This window comes from Rosenbergiella epipactidis, assembly GCF_018494055.1.
In the GTDB taxonomy this organism is placed as follows: domain Bacteria; phylum Pseudomonadota; class Gammaproteobacteria; order Enterobacterales; family Enterobacteriaceae; genus Rosenbergiella; species Rosenbergiella epipactidis.
In genome coordinates, this window is the sequence record NZ_JABBFQ010000001.1 from 469728 (window position 1) to 488277 (window position 18550).

17 protein-coding genes and 1 pseudogene are annotated in these 18550 nt (G+C 47.1%); 8 read left to right on the forward strand and 10 right to left on the reverse strand.

Features of this window, described 5'->3' with window-relative positions:
• Positions 1-8 precede the first annotated feature (8 nt).
• Entirely contained in the window at positions 9-1433 is a 1425-nt protein-coding gene (gene rsmF, locus HGT71_RS02340; protein ID WP_425328660.1) for a 16S rRNA (cytosine(1407)-C(5))-methyltransferase RsmF, read from the forward strand.
• 482 nt (positions 1434-1915) lie between these two features.
• Positions 1916-2275: pseudogene (locus HGT71_RS15740) on the forward strand (NADPH-dependent FMN reductase); the annotation flags it as partial.
• A gap of 96 nt (positions 2276-2371) precedes the next feature.
• Here HGT71_RS15740 and HGT71_RS02350 read toward each other — a convergent pair.
• Positions 2372-2791: a bleomycin resistance protein gene (locus HGT71_RS02350; RefSeq protein ID WP_214216522.1), complete on the reverse strand. Its 420-nt coding sequence runs from the start codon at positions 2789-2791 to the stop codon at positions 2372-2374.
• Positions 2792-2859: 68 nt separating this feature from the next.
• Positions 2860-3513 (reverse strand): DUF2268 domain-containing putative Zn-dependent protease, encoded by a 654-nt coding sequence (locus HGT71_RS02355; RefSeq protein ID WP_214216352.1) that lies wholly within the window; start codon positions 3511-3513, stop codon positions 2860-2862.
• Positions 3514-4046: 533 nt separating this feature from the next.
• Between HGT71_RS02355 and HGT71_RS02360 the strand changes: the two genes are divergently transcribed.
• Positions 4047-4520 carry a hypothetical protein gene (locus HGT71_RS02360; protein ID WP_214216353.1) on the forward strand — a complete coding sequence of 158 codons (474 nt, stop codon included), beginning with the start codon at positions 4047-4049 and terminating at the stop codon, positions 4518-4520.
• Between the two features lie 47 nt (positions 4521-4567).
• Here HGT71_RS02360 and HGT71_RS02365 read toward each other — a convergent pair whose 3' ends face one another.
• Complete coding sequence (locus HGT71_RS02365) at positions 4568-5113, reverse strand: YagU family protein (RefSeq protein WP_244986357.1); 546 nt, start codon at positions 5111-5113, stop codon at positions 4568-4570.
• 200 nt (positions 5114-5313) lie between these two features.
• Entirely contained in the window at positions 5314-5655 is a 342-nt protein-coding gene (locus HGT71_RS02370; RefSeq protein ID WP_214216355.1) for a DUF2511 domain-containing protein, read from the reverse strand.
• A gap of 133 nt (positions 5656-5788) precedes the next feature.
• Here HGT71_RS02370 and HGT71_RS02375 point away from each other — a divergent pair, with 133 nt between their 5' ends.
• Positions 5789-6022, forward strand: a complete 234-nt coding sequence (locus tag HGT71_RS02375) for a DNA polymerase III subunit theta (RefSeq protein ID WP_048913150.1) — start codon at positions 5789-5791, stop codon at positions 6020-6022.
• On the opposite strand, the gene HGT71_RS02380 is transcribed toward HGT71_RS02375, so the two are convergent.
• Complete coding sequence (locus HGT71_RS02380; RefSeq protein WP_214216523.1) at positions 6006-8066, reverse strand: S9 family peptidase; 2061 nt, start codon at positions 8064-8066, stop codon at positions 6006-6008. The two genes, HGT71_RS02375 and HGT71_RS02380, sit on opposite strands and share 17 nt — an antisense overlap.
• 152 nt (positions 8067-8218) lie before the next feature.
• On the opposite strand from HGT71_RS02380, the gene purT reads away from it, so the two are divergent.
• A complete protein-coding gene (gene purT, locus HGT71_RS02385; RefSeq protein ID WP_214216356.1) occupies positions 8219-9403 on the forward strand; it encodes a formate-dependent phosphoribosylglycinamide formyltransferase in 1185 nt (394 codons plus the stop codon).
• Positions 9404-9435: 32 nt separating this feature from the next.
• Here the strand turns inward: purT and zwf are convergent, their stop codons facing one another.
• Positions 9436-10923: a glucose-6-phosphate dehydrogenase gene (zwf, locus tag HGT71_RS02390; protein ID WP_048913152.1), complete on the reverse strand. Its 1488-nt coding sequence runs from the start codon at positions 10921-10923 to the stop codon at positions 9436-9438.
• A gap of 281 nt (positions 10924-11204) precedes the next feature.
• Here zwf and pyk point away from each other — a divergent pair, with 281 nt between their 5' ends.
• Positions 11205-12647, forward strand: coding sequence for a pyruvate kinase (gene pyk, locus HGT71_RS02395; RefSeq protein ID WP_214216357.1), 1443 nt, complete (start codon positions 11205-11207; stop codon positions 12645-12647).
• Between the two features lie 29 nt (positions 12648-12676).
• Here the strand turns inward: pyk and lpxM are convergent, their stop codons facing one another.
• The 3 genes from lpxM to znuA form a co-directional block, all read right to left on the reverse strand.
• Positions 12677-13651, reverse strand: coding sequence for a lauroyl-Kdo(2)-lipid IV(A) myristoyltransferase (gene lpxM / locus HGT71_RS02400; protein ID WP_214216358.1), 975 nt, complete (start codon positions 13649-13651; stop codon positions 12677-12679).
• Between the two features lie 141 nt (positions 13652-13792).
• Positions 13793-15115 carry a murein DD-endopeptidase MepM gene (mepM, locus tag HGT71_RS02405; RefSeq protein WP_214216359.1) on the reverse strand — a complete coding sequence of 441 codons (1323 nt, stop codon included), beginning with the start codon at positions 15113-15115 and terminating at the stop codon, positions 13793-13795.
• 15 nt (positions 15116-15130) lie between these two features.
• On the reverse strand, positions 15131-16045 hold the full coding sequence (znuA, locus tag HGT71_RS02410) for a zinc ABC transporter substrate-binding protein ZnuA (RefSeq protein WP_244986381.1): 915 nt from the start codon (positions 16043-16045) through the stop codon (positions 15131-15133).
• Positions 16046-16183: 138 nt separating this feature from the next.
• Here znuA and znuC point away from each other — a divergent pair, with 138 nt between their 5' ends.
• Both znuC and znuB read left to right on the forward strand, forming a co-directional pair.
• The gene (gene znuC / locus HGT71_RS02415; protein WP_214216362.1) at positions 16184-16942 is read left to right on the forward strand and encodes a zinc ABC transporter ATP-binding protein ZnuC; all 759 of its coding nucleotides are present in this window, start codon (positions 16184-16186) and stop codon (positions 16940-16942) included.
• Positions 16939-17724 (forward strand): zinc ABC transporter permease subunit ZnuB, encoded by a 786-nt coding sequence (gene znuB, locus HGT71_RS02420; RefSeq protein ID WP_099822741.1) that lies wholly within the window; start codon positions 16939-16941, stop codon positions 17722-17724. The genes znuC and znuB overlap by 4 nt, the downstream gene beginning before the upstream one ends.
• 59 nt (positions 17725-17783) lie before the next feature.
• Here the strand turns inward: znuB and HGT71_RS02425 are convergent, their stop codons facing one another.
• Entirely contained in the window at positions 17784-18458 is a 675-nt protein-coding gene (locus HGT71_RS02425) for a hypothetical protein (protein ID WP_214216363.1), read from the reverse strand.
• Positions 18459-18550: the final 92 nt, after the last annotated feature.

Consider the following 18550-nt stretch of genomic DNA (forward strand, 5'->3'; position numbering starts at 1 on the left):
AACCCATTGTGAGTACTGAAGCTATCGATTTTCCCGCCCAATTTCTCGAACTCATGCGTCAGGCGCTACCCAACGAAGATGATTTCGCAGATTTTATCGCGATCAGTCAACGCCCTCTTCGACGCGCTATTCGGGTCAATACTTTAAAGATCAGTGTCGCAGAATTCCTAGCATTAACTGCCGACTATCCTTGGCAACTCACTCCGGTGCCTTGGTGCGAGGAAGGTTTTTGGGTTCAGGTTAACGATGAGCAAATCCCCTTAGGAAGCTATGCAGAACATCTAAGCGGTCTATTCTACATTCAAGAACCCAGTTCGATGTTGCCCGTGCAAGCCCTATTTGCTGCGCAAGAGATGCCGCGTAGTGTGATGGATATGGCCTCAGCACCGGGCTCTAAAACGACGCAAATCGCTGCAAAAATGGCGAATCAGGGTCTGATTGTGGCTAATGAGTATGCGGCAAGTCGGGTCAAAGTCTTACACGCCAATATCAGCCGTTGTGGTGTGGTCAATACCGCGCTGACCCATTTTGATGCGCGTGTGTTTGGTGCCTCCTTACCGGAGCAGTTTGATGCAATATTGTTAGATGCCCCTTGCTCAGGAGAAGGTGTGATCCGTAAAGATCCTCACGCTTTCACTCATTGGAGCCTCGACAGCACAGAAGAGATTGCGCAAACTCAGCGTGAACTGTTAGTGAGCGCTTTTCATGCGCTGAAACCCGGTGGTCGATTGATTTACTCCACCTGCACGCTTAACACCATTGAAAATCAGCAAGTCATTGCGTCACTTTCCTCTACTTTTCCAGATGCGGTTGAGATCGAATCTTTAGCCTCACTTTTCCCAGGCGCAGAACGCGTGGCGACGCCAGAAGGCTATCTTCATGTTTTCCCGCAACGTTTTGACAGTGAAGGATTTTTCGTGGCAAGCCTGCGTAAAACGCGTAGCTTAGATCCCCTTCCTCATCCAGGTTTTAAGGTGGGTAAGCTTCCCTTCCAACCGCTGCCAACTAAAACGCAACACCTTATTATTGAGCAAGCTGCCTCTATCGGTATCAAATGGGAGAGTTCGCTCAGTCTCTGGCAACGGGATAAAGAACTCTGGCTATTCCCTAAAACGGTCGAACCGCTAATGGGTAAGGTTAAATTTTCACGCCTCGGTTTCCGATTAGCAGAGGTACATAACAAGGGGTATCGCTGGCATCATGAGGCGATAACCGCCCTCGCTAACTCCACCACCACCACGGTCGAACTGACAGCCGAGCAAGCCGCTGAATGGTATCGAGGTCGAGATATTTATCCGGACACACCCTTGCCTAAAGGGGAATGTTTAATCAGTTATCAGCAACAGGTGTTAGGACTGGCAAAAATAATTAATCAGCGAATTAAAAATAGCTTGCCAAGGGAGCTGGTTCGTAACGGACCATTATTTAAGTAAGTGTGGCCAATAGCTGGGAGATGTCGGTTACGCATGTATTAATAAAAAATAGTCAACTCTGATTACGCCACTAGCGTTTGTTCTCGATCTTATGAAATCAAACGCTAATCAGTTATAGGGTCAGCGTTGATATCAGGGCCCCCCAAAGTACTTTGATCGCAAGCTCCTAAATACCGCCTTGACCGCATTGAGGTGGTGCGCGTATATGGAGATTACTAATATTTTGATTATTTTTCATTTGCTCATAAAAAAGTTAAACTGAAGTAACTGTATGACGCGGATAACGAGCTATGCAATATACCCAATTGAAAGTACTCGCAGTTTCAGGCAGTTTAAGAAAATCCTCCTTAAACCGCCTTTTTCTAGAGTCTATGAAACTACTTACGCCGACTGGTATTGAGTTCCTAATATACGGTAAGCTGGATCAACTTCCATTTTTCAATCCTGATCTTTAAAACGATCCAACTGTCGAAGTATTAAATTGGCGTAAAAGCTTAGATCAAGCAAATTTAGTTATATTTGCTAGCCCAGAATATGCCCACGGTATTACTGGTGTTATAAAAAATGCATTGGACTGGATAGTATCAAGTGGCGAATTATTAGGTAAGCCAATATCGTTACCCAACTTATCTCCCCGTGCCAGTATTGCTCATGCTCAACTCTCTGAAATACTGAGTATTATGGGAGGAGATATATTGGAATCTTGTAGTCCTAACGCCTCATTAATTACTCCTTATGTTATACCCTGTGACACTGCTAAAAATTTATGTGATATAGCTGAAATAAATCACAGAATCCGTGAATTATGGAATAGAATAGAAACAGCGATGATAACTCAGTAAGGGGTTTACTCAATTTATAAACCATGTCAGGGTAACTTAGATTGGCGATCTTGATTTAATTTCTTGGCTAAAAACACTATATAAGTAATATTTATACTATTCAATGTACTGGCTAAAACGTAAAAGGTATCCGTCTGGGTCTTGTATAAGAAACTCGCGCTGGCAGGCCTTTTCTTGTCCTATACTATAAAAATTATCGGTAAGCGCTCTGTATAATGTGATGTCGTTCTCAACCACGCGGTTAAATATTTTCTCTACGTTATCCACTTCGATTTGAAAGTTAACGCCACAGCCGAGTGGCCTTACCAAATTGGCTATATTCCATCCGCTTGAATGGTATTCTTCAAGCATTAATTGTGCCTCTCCGAGGCAAATATATGCAAAATTTGGTTCTGTACGCTGAATCCTAATACTAAACCCTAGCACGCCAGTATAGAAATTTAGCGAGGTCATAAAATCTTTGACTGTTAACTCAGGAACCATTTTATTCCAGTACACTTCTTTCATATTGCTTATCTTTTCCATACTGTTGAATTCAACTATATACGTTTATAGCACGTATATAAGACGTTTGTAATCAAGGATCATATACAATTCAACCATCCTCCATCTTTCAAATAAGTAATAAACGCATCGGGATGCATCGCTACAAGCGAGGACGGCTTTGATGATGTTTCTGAGCGTAGATACAAAGAAACCAATCTGAAACCTAGGGAATACCCCAACCATTTAGGAAGTTGACCCGTCCCATAAAACCAATCATTGTGGTTATAATTTTTTACGTTCCAGTTTGCGAGCATATGATTTAAGTGAGTATGTAATAGTTGCAAATCAACCATTTCCCATGGTTCAGGATCTCCGTTGAAAATTTCTAACACAAAATGTCCAGCGAGTCCCTCCGATAAAATAGCGCCACCCAGAGTGTCTCCATAGCCGGTCATCCCCCACCGAACTGCATGGTGAAGCTCATGTGTAAACATTCTTTTGAGCGATTCTTTACCATCTTTGATAAATTTAGGGCTATCCGTATCAATAGTTAAGTAAATTAAATGCGCTTCAGGACAATATCCCACTATCCCTTTTTCAGGAATAACATAATTGCCAGTTTTAACAATAACGTCGATTGAGGGTAATACCAGTTTTTCTGATACCTGTCGATGAGTATCTCTTAATATGCATTCAATAAAGTTGATATAGGGAGTTAATTTTCCTTGAGCATTTAGTGCATGAATTTTCATGTTTAGCCTAATTTCCTTTTACCCTCTTTTTCATCATACTAGGCTATCTAATTTTATTATTGTAGGGAGTTTGATTAACTCCATTAAAATATTTTGATGGGATAGATGTTTTTTGTATATTACTGAGATCAAACCCACCTCCCCGAACGATCAAAAGCTTAATAGTGAAAATTCAATGGCTAACAATAGGATCGTAATTACATTTTTACTCATTATCAATATTTCATCTACCTACAAAATGTCTCTAACTTGCTTCTATCGTAGACTCACTTAACACCCTCTCTATCAAGCCCGCTCATATCATCTACATGTATAGCTAAACCTAAGACTTACCATAGCTCGTTTATGGGATGGTGGATAATGTCAATATACTCAAAGTTACGTCAACTTACCCACTAAGCCTTGAGGATAATTGTGAATCTTTACATTGGTACCCGCAACCCTTCAGCACTATCTTGGTATAATCTTCCAGCCCTCACCTTGCAGGGTCCATTACTGACCTTATTGACTCTTTTTATCTTCTGGGAACTATAATGAAAAAAATTGCCCGCCCCCTACTCATCTTATTGCCTGCTCTATTAATGACCGTCTCCACCTTTAGCGACGCGCGTTCGTTCTCGTCAAGGGGCTTTGGGTCGTCGAAGATGTTTAAACGCCCAGTGCAGCAAAAGACTGCTCCTGCCGCTACGCCCGCGCCGACGGCGCAACAGAATGCTGCCGCCTCAGGTAAAAAAGGAATACCTGGAGCAGAACAGTACCGTTCCCTTAGCCAACAGGCCCCATCGCAACGGCTTAAAAATGCGATTAACACTCGGGGCAACAGTGGTGTAAGACTGACACAACTGGCGATGCTCTATTGGTTATTAAGCAGCAGTAATACACATGCCTCGGAGCTGACAGAAGAAGACCGTGCGTGGGTGAAAAAAGAGATTAAAGAAAAAGAGAAGAACGGTGAAAAACTCGAAGAGAGTGCGCCGCCAGCGGCGACCACACCGGTTAAGCCCTAAAGCTGCCTTCGACACCGAACCCTATAACGATTCGGTGTCGAGTTATCTCATCGACGCCACGTCCCTTTGATGGGCTGTGCGCAGAGCGCTAATACGGCAATCAGGCTAAACTCAATGCTTACTGACCAACAGATATGCCCAATAATTTCACTCCACAGCTCATAACCATTAAGGTTCCATAACCACCCCGTTTTGCCCTCGTCATAAATTGGCTGACGAAACCCCAACGCTGGGATAAGAAAGCCATGCATCACCACCGTGATCACCACACCATAGGCTACGCCATAGCCCATACGGATCTTCGGCCAGTAATAGGCACCCGCAACATAGACAAAGGCAAAGGCAAAGCTAAATAACCAATGGTAGAGCGTTACCGCTCCCAAAACTGAATTTCCCTGATAAAGGTAGTCAAGCGAATGCTGATTGATTCCTGCCCAACCTAGCCAGGCATCAATATGGGCACCCGGAGGGGATATTTCAACTGCAACGCGCGGAGGCATATTGACCTCCGATCCCCATTTGACCAACGAACTCATAAATCCTGCTAACAGAGTCGCCCAAATAATTACCTTACAATTAATTTTAGAATGCATACCGATCCCCTTGTATAGAGCGAGCATAAGAAAAGTGTGCTTGCTGGCTGCTAATTCTACGGGGTTGGGCGTTAAGACGAGAGGAGTAACTTACAATATATTGCGCAAGATCAACGTTATAGGAAAGAAAAGAGGGCCTTAATTGGCCCCCATTCAATTTAATCAGTGTTACTACGCTTAACGGTTAAGTCGTTAAATAATTACTGCCCACACAACGCTTGAGCGCGAGACGTTAACGGTGAAAGATCCATTTTTTTACCCGGTTGTTGGGGATCATCGGCCTGAATTAAGGTAATCGGCTGACCTTGGCTTTTTCTCTGATCAACATTCTGTTGTGCAATGGCATTTAACGGGTATTGCATAAGTGTACTGTCATTAATAGCAAAGAGGCCACCATCCTTATCGCAACGTAACATAATCTCTTCTCGGGTAAGCGGCCACTGTTGCTTACCGATTTCGCGTCGACTCACCGTAATCACTTCAGAAGCAAAGGATTGGCTGCTAATCAGAGTAAGTAAAAGTACAGATAAGAGTTTTTTCATTGGAATAGTGCCTTAAATTCGTAATAATAAAACCGCCATGTGACTTAACGCACAGTGTAGCAAATGACGCATTCAAGTGGCAGAAGAAAGCATCAGTTTTAAACGCTTACCTGCCTAGAAGGAGCACTTCACCATGACATACAATCTCGCTGTACTGAGTGCAGAAGCGAAAGATCAACTTAATACCGAGTTAGCCGCCGCTGGGGTCGCCTTTAAAGAGCGTTACAATATGCCAGTGATTCCAATTCATATCGAAAACGAGCAACCCGAGTCCTTACGTGCGCACTTTCAAGAAAAACTGACGACCTATCGCCAGCTTTCTGTGACGTTGTCACGATTACCCTATGAACCTAAATTGAAGAGTTAGGCCAAATCCCGCTGGATAAGCCGACTAAGAAACTGCACTCCCGAGCGATATCAACATAGGCTTGATAGCGCCCGGATTTTCCACCATGTCCTGCATCAAGATCGGTGTACAGTAGCAGTTGATGATCATCGGTTTTCAGTTCTCTAAGCTTAGCTACCCACTTCGCAGGCTCCCAATACTGGACTTGTGAATCATGTAAGCCTGTCGTCACGAAAAGGTGAGGATAATCTTGTCTACGGACATTATCGTACGGGCTGTAGGCTTTAATGGTCATGTAATCTGCCTCGCTATTAGGATTGCCCCATTCTTCGTACTCACCGGTAGTCAGCGGGATGCTTTCGTCTAACATAGTGCTGACCACGTCGACAAAGGGAACCTGCGCAAGAATACCGTGGAACAAGGTCGGCGCGATATTGCTTACCGCCGCCACCAGGAGTCCCCCCGCACTTCCCCCCATGGCATAACAGCGTTGCGGATCGCCAACGCCTTGTGCCAAGAGTAGTTGTGTCGCGTCGATAAAATCGTAAAAACTATTCATTTTGTTGCCAAGCCGTCCGGCGTCGTACCATGCGCGGCCAAGTTCCCCTCCGCCACGCACATGCACCATGGCATAAATAAATCCTCGGTCGAGTAAGCTTTGACGCGTGAAGCTAAAGTCAGCCTCTAGCGCCGCCCCGTATGCGCCATAGCCATAGACCAGCAGTGGATTTTTACCGGGTTGCAGACTGTCCTTACGCCAAACGAGGGATACCGGTACCTGAACGCCATCGCGCATGGTTAACCACCGCCAATCGCTTTGGTAATCGCTCTCCTCATAAAGTGGAATATGGACTTGCTTTAACAGTGTTAAGCGATGAGTATTAAGATCCCATTCATAGGTTGTCGCTGGCGTGGTCAGGCTGCTATAACCAAACCGTAAGCCTGTACTGTTGGCATCAGGGTTATGCCCAATCCATACCACGCCATTTTCGGCCTGCTTCGGTAATAGCACTCGCTGCCCTCCCGTAAGCGTATACTGGCAGAGAACCATTTTGCCCTGCAGACGTTCTTCGGTAACGAGCCAGTCGTTAAAGAGTTGGAAATCTTCAATAATACGCTCTTCAGATACAGCGATAACTTGCTGCCAGCAATCCTCGGTCGTTTCTGTGTCAACACAACGATAGAGCCCAAAGTTAAGCCCTTCTCGATTTGAGCGAAGATAATAATGCCCTTGAAAGTGATCGATACTGTATTCATGATTTTCACGTCGAGGGATAATGCAGCGCGGGGGTAAGTGTGGCTTGTCCGCGTCAATAGCCCATGCCTCGCTCGTCGTCGAACTCTCCAACACAATGAAAAGTCGTTGTTCAGAACTGCTTCCGGTTAAGCTAACGTAATAGCTATCATCGTGTTCTTCATAAACTAAACAATCTTCTGCCGGATCAGTGCCTAATCTATGACGCCATACCTGCCAAGGTAACAAGGTCTGGGGGTCCTGCTTGATATAAAATAGGGTCTGGCCATCGTTGGCCCAAACAATCGAGGGGGAAATCCCTTCGATCACTGTGTCTAGCCAGGTTTGGTCGGTCAATCGTTGAATACGTAACACATATTCCCGTCGTGACAAATAATCTTCCGTCACCGCCATATACTGATGATCGGCCGTGATTTCCAATGCACCCAGCTCGTAATACTCAGCGTGACGAGCGCGTTCATTACAATCCAATAAGGTTTGCCAGGATGCGCTTTCGCTGTCGTTGCGCCATACCCAATGAGGATAGTCATCCCCCTGCTGGTAACGCTGTTGATACCAATGCCCCGATTTCAAAAATGGAACCGAGTGATCATTGCCGGGAATTCTCGCGGTCATCTCCTCATAGAGCGTCGCTTCAAGATCGGCGAGCGGAGCCAGTTGTTGCTCGCACCACTGATTTTCGGCCACCAGATAGTCAATCACGTCGGGATCCGCACGCTCATCATCGCGCAGCCAGGCAAAGTTATCTTCGCGTTTTTCACCGTGTATTGAGTGAAAGAATGGGATTCGACGGGCTTGAGGAGGAGTCATCATGGTGTTAGCTACCGTTTGAGAGAGTGATACCCTTATTATCGCATGTTTCTTTAGGCCTTACCTGTTTTACGGTGTTTATCGCTGAGCGTGCCAGCGCAAACGTTTTCATTTACACTTATTGGCGATTATTTTTAGCTTGGGAAAGTGTTATGCGAAAGTTCGGTACCGCGTTACGTGAAAATGCAACCAAAGTGATGTTATTGGGTTGTGGGGAGTTGGGAAAAGAAGTCGCTATCGAATGTCAGCGGTTAGGCATTGAAGTCATTGGCGTAGATCGCTATGAAAACGCCCCTGCGATGCACGTCGCCCACCGCGCCTATGTCATCGATATGTTGAATGGCGAAGCCTTAAAGTCGGTGATCGCTCTGGAACAGCCTGATTTTATCGTACCGGAAATCGAGGCTATTGCGACTGAGACTCTGGTAGAGTTGGAAGCCACAGGCTTGACCGTGGTGCCTTGCGCACGAGCCACTCAACTTACCATGAACCGTGAAGGTATTCGGCAGTTAGCGGCAGAACAGTTGGCGTTGCCGACCTCTCGCTACTGTTTTGCTAGCCAGCAACACGAATTCCTGCAGGCGGTCGACGCCATAGGATTCCCCTGCTTCGTCAAACCCATCATGAGCTCTTCAGGTAAAGGCCAAAGCCTACTTCGTCACCGCGATCAGTGCGATGCCGCTTGGGAGTATGCTCAACAAGGTGGTCGTGCGGGTGCGGGCCGAGTTATCGTTGAAGGCTTAGTGGAATTCGATTTCGAAATTACCCTCCTCACTGTCAGTGCCGTCGATGGCATTCATTTCTGCGCGCCTATCGGGCATCGGCAGGAAGAAGGAGATTACCGTGAATCATGGCAGCCGCAACAAATGAGCGACATTGCCTTGGCCCGTGCGCAAGAGATCGCTCGGAAAGTCGTTACCGCCCTCTCAGGTTTTGGCCTATTTGGTGTCGAGCTATTCGTGCGAGGTGATGACGTCATCTTCAGTGAAGTTTCTCCTCGTCCGCATGATACCGGTCTAGTCACACTGATCTCCCAAGATCTCTCTGAGTTTGCTCTGCATGTCCGTGCTTTCTTGGGATTACCCATCGGTCATATTCGTCAATATGGACCTTCTGCTTCCGCAGTGATTTTACCGACACTCCATAGCGAAGCGGTGAGTTTTACTGGACTTGAGAAGGCGATGGCGGCGGGGCAACAAATCAGACTTTTTGCCAAACCGAGTATTGCGGGACGCAGACGGTTAGGTGTCGCCTTGGCGATAGAGGAGACCGTCGAGAAGGCCGTCTCTGTCGCTTTAGCCAGCGCTGCTTCGATTGAGGTCTCTGACGCTAGCTAAAAAAAACCGCCAGTCTAGCTGGCGGTCATCGATTATTCTAACGGGGTTTCAGACTCGTTCCAAGAACGCCCATCACGGGTGATCATGGCAACCGAGGCAACAGGCCCCCAAGTACCCGCTTGGTAAGGTTTGGCCGACTCGCCGTCCTTCTCCCATGCCTCAATAATTGAATCAACCCATGTCCATGCGGCTTCAACTTCGTCACGGTGAACAAACAGGGCTTGGATCCCACGCATAGATTCCAATAACAAACGTTCATAGGCATCGGCTAAATGACTTTCGTTAAAGGTTTCGGAGAAACTTAAGTCTAGTTTAGTCGTTTGCAACTTATGTTTGTGGTCTAAACCTGGCACCTTGTTCAGGATCTCGATATCGACCCCTTCATCCGGCTGTAAACGAATCGTCAGCTTGTTCTGCGGAAGTTGCGTGTAAGACTCTTTAAACAGATTCATTTCTGGGTTTTTAAAGTAGACGACAACTTCAGAACATTTCGCAGGTAAGCGTTTACCGGTACGCAAATAGAATGGAACTCCCGCCCAGCGCCAGTTATCGATATCTACGCGAATAGCAACGAAGGTTTCGGTCGAGCTGGTTTTGTTAGCCCCTTCTTCATCCAGATAACCTGGGACTTTTTTACCTTGCACAAAGCCGGCAGTGTATTGACCCCGCACGGTTTTCTCACGCACATTGGTGTGGTCAATTTTACGTAATGAACGTAATACTTTGATTTTTTCGTCGCGAATGCTTGCGGCGGTGAGGTCGGATGGCGGTGACATTGCGATCATTGTCAACACCTGCAGCAAGTGGTTTTGCACCATATCGCGCATTTGACCCGCTTGATCAAAGTAACCCCAACGTCCTTCGATTCCCACTTCTTCCGCAACTGTAATCTGTACGTGATCAATGGTTTTATTATCCCAGTTGTTCACAAAGATAGAGTTGGCGAAACGCAATGCCAGAAGGTTTAGAACCGTCTCTTTACCCAGATAGTGGTCGATACGGAAAACTTGGCTTTCGTCGAAGTACTCGCCCACACTGTCGTTAATCTCTTGAGAGGTCTCTAACGATGTGCCTAATGGTTTTTCCATCACCACTCGCGCAGGCTTAGCATTCAATTTCGCTTGGCCCAATCCCTTACAAATCGCGCCGAAGGTGCTTGGTGGCATCGCGAAATAGTTCACCGTTACGCGATTTTTTTGGTCAAGCAGCTTACCTAACTTTGTGAAATGCGCCGATTCATTGACGTCTAGGTTACAAAAATCTAAGCGTGCGCTTAGTTTTTCCCAGATCGCTTGATCGATCTCCTCTTTCATAAAGGTTTTAAGCGCTTTATCAACTTCTTGGGTGTAGGTCGCTTTATCCCACTCTGCACGACCCACGCCAATGATTTTCGTTTCATCATTGATTTGGCCGGCTTTTTCCAGTTGGTATAACGAAGGTAATAGCTTACGGCGTGCCAGATCACCCTTGGCTCCAAAAATTACCAGATCGCAAGCCTGGACTGTTTGCGTTGACGCCATTTTATTCTCCTCGTTCTAACGTAAAGTAGCGAAAACCCGCTAAGGAGTTCATTAGATTCATATTATTACCCACTTTACTGCGTTTACAGTAGTGAGGTAAACAGTTTGCTGTGTGAAATCAATGTCGACTACCGTTGACACGTTAATCGGTTGTTAAACTGGTGCCTAAAGTTGTACCCTAAAATCATTGCGAGCATTTATCGTTTTCTGCGATATTGAGTCTACTACCCATTCTCAACAACTGGGTTTTCTCTTCACTGATGATCTTACTGGAGTTGTCCATGTCACCACGCCTTAGACGAACGAAAATTGTTACCACATTAGGCCCTGCCACTGACCGCGATAATAACCTAGAAAAAGTGATTGCAGCGGGGGCGAACGTTGTGCGACTGAACTTCTCCCACGGTTCTGCTGACGACCACCTTACACGCGCGAATAATGTCAGAGCGATTGCAAAAAAATTGGGCCGTCATGTGGCAATTCTCGGTGATTTACAAGGACCTAAAATTCGTATCTCCACCTTCCGCGAAGGTAAGATCTTCCTAAATATCGGGGACCCCTTCACCTTAAACGCGTCGTTACCCAAAGGGGAAGGAACCCACCAGCAAGTCGGAATCGATTATAAGGCACTGCCTCAGGATGTTAAAGCTGGCGATATTCTGTTACTCGACGATGGCCGCGTACAATTACGCGTCACTGCAGTTGAAGGGGATAATATCCTAACTGAGGTCACAGTCGGCGGTCCCCTATCGAATAATAAAGGGATTAATAAACAGGGAGGCGGTCTCTCTGCTCAAGCCCTGACCGAAAAAGACAAAGCCGATATCATCACGGCGGCCAAAATTGGCGTGGATTACCTCGCCGTCTCTTTCCCGCGCTGTGGCGATGACTTACGCTATGCTCGCCGTCTAGCGGAAGAAGCGGGTTGCCAAGCAAAGATAGTCGCGAAAGTCGAACGCGCAGAGGCCGTAGCGACACAAGCGGCTATGGACGATATCATCCTAGCCAGTGATGTTGTTATGGTCGCACGAGGCGATCTCGGTGTTGAGATTGGCGACCCTGAATTAGTGGGTATTCAAAAGAATCTTATTAGCCGCGCGCGCCAATTAAATCGGGCCAGTATCACGGCAACCCAGATGATGGAGTCAATGATCACCAACCCGATGCCTACGCGTGCAGAGGTGATGGACGTTGCCAATGCAGTATTGGATGGTACGGATGCCGTCATGCTTTCTGCCGAAACGGCTGCCGGCCAATACCCTGCAGAGACCGTACAGGCGATGGCGAATGTCTGTGTCGGGGCCGAAAAAATCCCGAAAGTGAATGTCTCTCGCCACCGATTAGATATTCAATTTGATAATATCGAAGAAGCGATCGCGATGTCTGCCATGTATGCAGCCAACCACCTAAAAGGTGTCACGGCGATCATTACTATGACCGAGTCTGGCCGTACTGCGTTAATGACCTCACGTATCACGTCAGGGCTCCCTATCTTCGCCCTCTCGCGCCATGAGGCCACACTTAACAGCACAGCGCTCTATCGTGGGGTGACCCCCGTTGCGATTTCTGGTTATACCGATGGCTTACTGGCGGTGCACGATGCAGTGAAACTGCTTAAATCTAAAGGCTATCTGCAGGCCGGTGATTTAGTCATTGTCACCCAAGGGGATGTGATGGGTGCGACTGGCACCACCAATACGCAGCGCGTCATCACTGTCGAATAATTGATACAGCCGCGCAGGCGGCTATTTTATTATTTGTAGGGGAAGAGATCTTTACGACGGTAAGGCTTTTCCTCACCAGCTTGACGCGTTTTCAATAGCTCTAGGATCCACGTATATTGTTCGGGATTCGGGCCAACGAAAAACTCAACCTCTTCATTCATCCGCCGCGCCAAGGTTTTATCGTCAGCATCTTCAAGGTCATCCATGGCTGGGCGGACAAAGATTTCAAGTTGATGACGACGGCTGTCATAGACCGGAAATAGCGGCACGACCTTAGCTCGACACACTTTCATCAGCCGACCAATAGCCGGTAACGTCGCCTTGTAAGTGGCGAAGAAATCGACGAATTCGCTGTGTTCAGGTCCGTGATCTTGGTCAGGTAAATAATAGCCCCAATAACCTTGTCTGACTGAAGCAATAAAAGGTTTGATCCCATCGTTGCGAGCATGCATGCGACCGCCAAAACGCCGACGTAGACGGTTCCAAATATAATCCATTAGCGGATCTTTTTGGTTATGAAACATTGCCGCCATTTTTTGGCCTTCCGATGCAAGCAGCATCGCCGGAATATCGACGGCCCAACCATGGGGAACCAGAAAAATGACATTCTGCCCTTCTTGTTGATAGCGCTCGATAATATCTTTCCCATGCCACACAATCTTTTGTCGGACGCGTTGCGGGTCACGTAACGCCAACTCGGCCATCAACACCATTGATTGCGGTGCGGTGGCAAACATTTCATCAATAATGTTTTCACGTTCCGCCACGGAAAGATCAGGAAAACAGTAGTGAAGATTAATTTGCGCACGACGACGAGCACCCTTCGCTCGCTTACCCACCCATTTACCAAGTTTACCTAACAACGGATCACGGAGGGTGGCAGGCACATACGCCAATGCTCCGGCCACGCCAATGGCTAACCATTTCCCCCAAAATTGCGGTTTAAGGAAGGAAGGTTTAAAGACAGGGATAAACTCAGACTGGTTACGTTTCTCGTTAGTCATGCACTCGCCTCTTAGAAGAAGTGGCTAATGATAGTGATGGCGAAGAGTTTTGCAATAGGCTTTTACTGGTGATCGAGGAGATAAGGCCTATCATCCTCCCCAAAAAAAAGGCCATGCAGACTGCATGGCCCTCGTTATGCTTTAGAAAGTCAGTTGGCTCTGCCAAGCTTTAACCTGTGCAAGATAAGTTTTGCGATCTTTACCTGTCAGGCCTTCCATCCGCGGCAGTTTCGCCGTGAGCGGATTGACGGCTTGATTGTTAATCCAGATTTCGAAATGCAAATGTGGGCCGGTTGAGCGTCCTGTGTTACCCGATAACGCGATACGGTCCCCTCTTTTTACCTTTTGACCAGGTTTAACCATTACGCGGCTCAGGTGCATATAGCGGGTCATATATTGTCGACCATGGCGAATGGCAACATATTTCCCTGCCGCCCCACCTTTTGCATTCGCCACAACCACTTCACCGTCGCCTGTCGCGAGTACGGGAGTACCAATAGGTACCGCAAAATCAACCCCGCGATGCGGAGTAATACGTCCGGTCACTGGGTTTAACCGCCGAGGGTTAAAGTTTGATGAGACACGATACGTTTTAGCGGTTGGGTAACGTAAAAAGCCTTTTGCTAGGCCAGAAGCGTTCTGATCATAAAACTTGCCGTCTTCCGCGCGAAACGCATAGTAATCCTTACCACCAGAACGCACACGCACAGCCTGAAGTTGGCTTTGCATACGCTTGCCCGCTAACACTTCCCGAGAAAAGATAGTACTAAACTGATCGCCACTACGCAGTTTACGGAAATCCATTTGCCATTGTAACGCCTTGATGACTGAGGCGATTTCTCCCGCCGACAGTCCTGCCTGCTGCGCACTGCTCGCAAAGCTGCCTTTCACGGTGCCGGCCAACGCATGGTCTTGCCACTCGCCTTGCTGTAATTGACGCTCCATACTGTAGGTACCGTTCGGCCTACGGATATAGTGACGAGTTTCACGGCGGGAAATTTCCCAATCTAGCGTTTCTAACTCGCCCTCAGCATTGACTTGCCAGTTAAGACTTTGTCCAACATTGAGGTTACGTAATGCGCCATCACTGCCCACCAGCGCATTGATATTAGAAAGGTCGATACCGTACTGATTTAATACGCTACTGAGTGTATCACCCGATGCGACGGTATATTCTTTTGCATCTTGAGTCCCTTCCGCCTCTTTCTGATCGGCGGGCAGATCTTCATCAGGTAAAGGGGTCGTTTGGTCATCCGGTTCGGAAGCGTCTGTACCGCTGAGGTGTTGGCTCGCTTCGAGTTCAATCTTACGAACTAGCGTCTCTTTACTCTCATCGTGATGATTGATAAGCGGCTGCCAAATGGCAACCGCGAGTGTCATGGCGGTCAATGACCCCAACATAAAACGATGGGGTTTCGGTAAGGTGTTAAGCGCGAGAGCGACAGAACGAGCAATCTGTTGCACTGTAAAATTTCCTCATTAGTTCATTGGTTTCAGACAGCTCACATACTGGCTCGACAATTGTGAGAGGAATTTCACATAACTGTCCTGCGATAAGCTGATGTTGCTTCCCAAAGGATCTAAAGTACCTTTTTGTACTGTTGTCCCTCGTGAAACAGCGTCGATGACGGCTGGTCTGAATTGTGGCTCAGCAAAAACGCATTGCGCTTTGTGCTGAGTCAGCTGTGTTCTTATTTCGTTTAATTTCTGTGCGCCCGGCTGGATTTCGGGATTTACCGTGAAATACCCAAGCGGTGACAGGCCATAGTGCTGCTCAAAATAAGTGTAGGCATCATGAAAGACATAATACCGTTTATCCTTTACTGAGCTAAGCTGCTGGCGTATATGTTCATCGGCATCTTTTAAGCTGGCTTTAAATTTCGACAAATTACTGTCTAATTTTGTTTTTTGTGCGGGCATCGATTGGACCAATCGATCATGGATAGCCGTAGCACTCATCAACGCAATGTCTGGCGATAGCCAGATGTGCAAATTATACGTTCCTTGATGAGAATGACTATCAGACAGTTCCCTATCAGAAGAATTTGCAGAGTTTAGCGTATTCGCGGGCGACGAAGCATGATCGTGATCATTTTCAACTTCGCCAACCAAGTGCGATTGAATCACGGGTAAAGCCGAGAGTTCAAGGTTTTTATTTGCTGGGAGCTGTGAAGCACTGCGAGTAATGAAGGATTCCATTTCAGGACCTACCCATACCAACAGGTCAGCATTTTTTATCCGACGAACATCAGAGGGCCGTAACGCATAATCATGCTCAGATGCACCATCCGGCAGCACTACCGTAACCGGTGTGACACCTTCGGCAATAGCGGAAGCAATAAAGCCAAGCGGTTTAATGGATGTCACCACGTCGGCGTGGGCTAAACCATTCATTCCTAAAATGATGGACAGACCCAAGGCGAGTTTCGGCAAATGATGTTTTCTTTTCATGATTACTGGCGTCTCAGCTATTAACCTCAAATGGAGTTGTGATAATATAACATCTCTTTTTGAAATGAAAACTGATTAACCATGTCATCGAACTTAGTTACTTTAGAAAATATCGATGTTTCGTTCGGTCAAAAGCAGGTCTTGCACAATATCTCCTTGAGTTTACAACCGGGCAGGATACTCACCTTGCTTGGCCCTAACGGTGCAGGAAAATCGACCTTAGTACGACTGATTCTGGGGCTTATTGCACCGTCTCGCGGCACTGTATCTAAAAAAGCGGGGTTACGTATTGGCTACGTCCCACAAAAATTACACTTAGATATCACCCTCCCCTTAACGGTCGATCGTTTTTTGCGGTTAGCTCACCAAGCTAGAAAAGCGGATATTCAGGCAGCATTACAACGTGTCAATGCTGGGCATCTTCGTTTTTCAACCATGCAAAAACTCTCCGGTGGTGAGATGCAACGTGTGCTATTGGCTCGAGCCTTACTGGGTAAGCCCGAATTATTAGTGCTCGACGAACCGACACAGGGTGTCGACGTTAATGGACAGGTGGCTTTATACGATCTCATTAACCAGCTCCGCCATGAATTGCATTGCGCCGTCCTGATGGTGTCGCACGACTTACATTTAGTGATGGCCAAAACCGATGATGTGCTTTGCCTCAATCATCATGTTTGCTGTTCGGGGCCACCGGAAGTCGTCTCACAACATCCTGAATTCACCGCAATGTTTGGCCCTCGCGCTTCTCAACAATTGGCTATTTATCGGCATCATCATAATCACCGTCATGATCTCAAGGGACGGATAGTGTTACGTAGGGAGAATGAGATCTCATGATTGAACTGTTACTGCCTGGTTGGCTAGGGGGAATATTACTCACCCTCACCGCTGGCCCACTGGGCTCGTTTGTCGTCTGGCGTAAAATGTCTTATTTCGGCGATACCCTCGCCCATGCGTCCTTACTGGGCGTTGCCATCGGATTATTGTTAAACGTTAATCCATGGTATGCCGTCATTGCCGTAACGCTTATCCTCGCGATTCTGTTAGTCGTGCTAGAGCATCGCCCACACTTAGCGATCGACACCTTATTGGGGATTATGGCGCACAGCGCCCTCTCCCTCGGATTAGTGGTAGTGAGTTTAATGCATAACGTTCGGGTGGATTTAATGGCCTATCTGTTCGGCGACCTGCTTTCAGTGATGCCCTCAGACTTAGCATTAATGGCAGGTGGCGTAGTCATCGTACTGGCGGTTATCATCTCGCAATGGCGCGCACTGTTATCGATGACCGTCAGTCCCGAGCTGGCTCAAGTAGATGGCGTCAATTTAGCCCGTACCCGAATGTTACTGATGTTAGTGACGGCCCTGACCATTGGTGTCTCCATGAAATTTGTCGGAGCGCTGATCATTACCTCGTTACTGATCATTCCTGCAGCCACCGCACGTCGCTTTGCGCGCTCCCCCGAGCAGATGGCGATTTTTGCTACCTTAATCGGGATGGTTGCCGTCACCGGCGGACTGACCTTTTCCGCTTATTACGACACTCCCGCCGGCCCGTCGGTCGTCCTTTGCGCCAGCGCCCTCTTTATGCTCAGTGGCTTAAAGAAGATGTCTCATTAGGTATGAGGCCTCGGGATGACCGAGGCCTCATCTTTCTGATCGTGGGCTAGCCGATACCGCTATTTCTTTAAGAGTATTGGCAGTTGTTGCTCAAATTGTTGCAGACACTGGTCCATTAGGCGCTGGGTTTCCACTTTCACTTTTGCATAGTGATCATTTCGCCAATCGGCTAAATTAGCCTCCACTGGGGCGGGTGAACAAGCTTGCTTAATAAAACCGCTAAAGATCGATCCCTTCTCTGGTTTTTTATAAAAGAACACTTTGTATTTCAACTGGTAAAGGGAATCACTGCTATTAAGATTTTTGTAAATCAATGACCATGTCGAATAGCCTACGTTCAGCGGCTGTTGGTAGGCATAGCCTGCACCTTGGCTATCTAACCACACCCTAAGTGCCTGATTCGCCCTCGGCGCAAAATAATCCAGTGTTGGATTTTTCAAGGTCTTAATCAGGTTTCCTTTGTAGGTGTCCTTATCGAAGCTTGCCGTCGTTAGGTTACCCATTGCGGCAGAGAGTACTGCCAACCCCATTCCTGTCGCACTATGGACTGGCGTGACTTCTCGTAAAACAGGATCAGAATACACATTCCCGTCATTAAACTCTGCTGGCGCGGCTTGGTACAAAACCCCCACCGAACTCTTATTCGTTGCCTCAATCACTGACGGTTTTACGGATGCACAACCTGAGAGCAGCACTACGGCAGCCAGGCAGCTTAATACATTGAAATTGTTCATAATATCCCTATCGTTATACCTATTCCTGATGGTGACTCGCAAGTATAAACGATAGGTAGAAAGTAGAATAAGTAGAGAAATGCCAAAATATG

What these genes read in the sequence shown, in the direction of transcription:
- HGT71_RS02355 (WP_214216352.1), bottom strand. Translation starts at nt 3,513, where the DNA reads ATGAAAATTCATGCACTAAATGCTCAAGGAAAATTAACTCCCTATATC.
- HGT71_RS02360 (WP_214216353.1), top strand. Translation starts at nt 4,047, where the DNA reads ATGAAAAAAATTGCCCGCCCCCTACTCATCTTATTGCCTGCTCTATTA.
- HGT71_RS02365 (WP_244986357.1), bottom strand. Translation starts at nt 5,113, where the DNA reads ATGCATTCTAAAATTAATTGTAAGGTAATTATTTGGGCGACTCTGTTA.
- HGT71_RS02370 (WP_214216355.1), bottom strand. Translation starts at nt 5,655, where the DNA reads ATGAAAAAACTCTTATCTGTACTTTTACTTACTCTGATTAGCAGCCAA.
- HGT71_RS02375 (WP_048913150.1), top strand. Translation starts at nt 5,789, where the DNA reads ATGACATACAATCTCGCTGTACTGAGTGCAGAAGCGAAAGATCAACTT.
- HGT71_RS02380 (WP_214216523.1), bottom strand. Translation starts at nt 8,066, where the DNA reads ATGACTCCTCCTCAAGCCCGTCGAATCCCATTCTTTCACTCAATACAC.
- purT (WP_214216356.1), top strand. Translation starts at nt 8,219, where the DNA reads ATGCGAAAGTTCGGTACCGCGTTACGTGAAAATGCAACCAAAGTGATG.
- zwf (WP_048913152.1), bottom strand. Translation starts at nt 10,923, where the DNA reads ATGGCGTCAACGCAAACAGTCCAGGCTTGCGATCTGGTAATTTTTGGA.
- pyk (WP_214216357.1), top strand. Translation starts at nt 11,205, where the DNA reads ATGTCACCACGCCTTAGACGAACGAAAATTGTTACCACATTAGGCCCT.
- lpxM (WP_214216358.1), bottom strand. Translation starts at nt 13,651, where the DNA reads ATGACTAACGAGAAACGTAACCAGTCTGAGTTTATCCCTGTCTTTAAA.
- znuA (WP_244986381.1), bottom strand. Translation starts at nt 16,045, where the DNA reads ATGAATGGTTTAGCCCACGCCGACGTGGTGACATCCATTAAACCGCTT.
- znuC (WP_214216362.1), top strand. Translation starts at nt 16,184, where the DNA reads ATGTCATCGAACTTAGTTACTTTAGAAAATATCGATGTTTCGTTCGGT.
- znuB (WP_099822741.1), top strand. Translation starts at nt 16,939, where the DNA reads ATGATTGAACTGTTACTGCCTGGTTGGCTAGGGGGAATATTACTCACC.
- HGT71_RS02425 (WP_214216363.1), bottom strand. Translation starts at nt 18,458, where the DNA reads ATGAACAATTTCAATGTATTAAGCTGCCTGGCTGCCGTAGTGCTGCTC.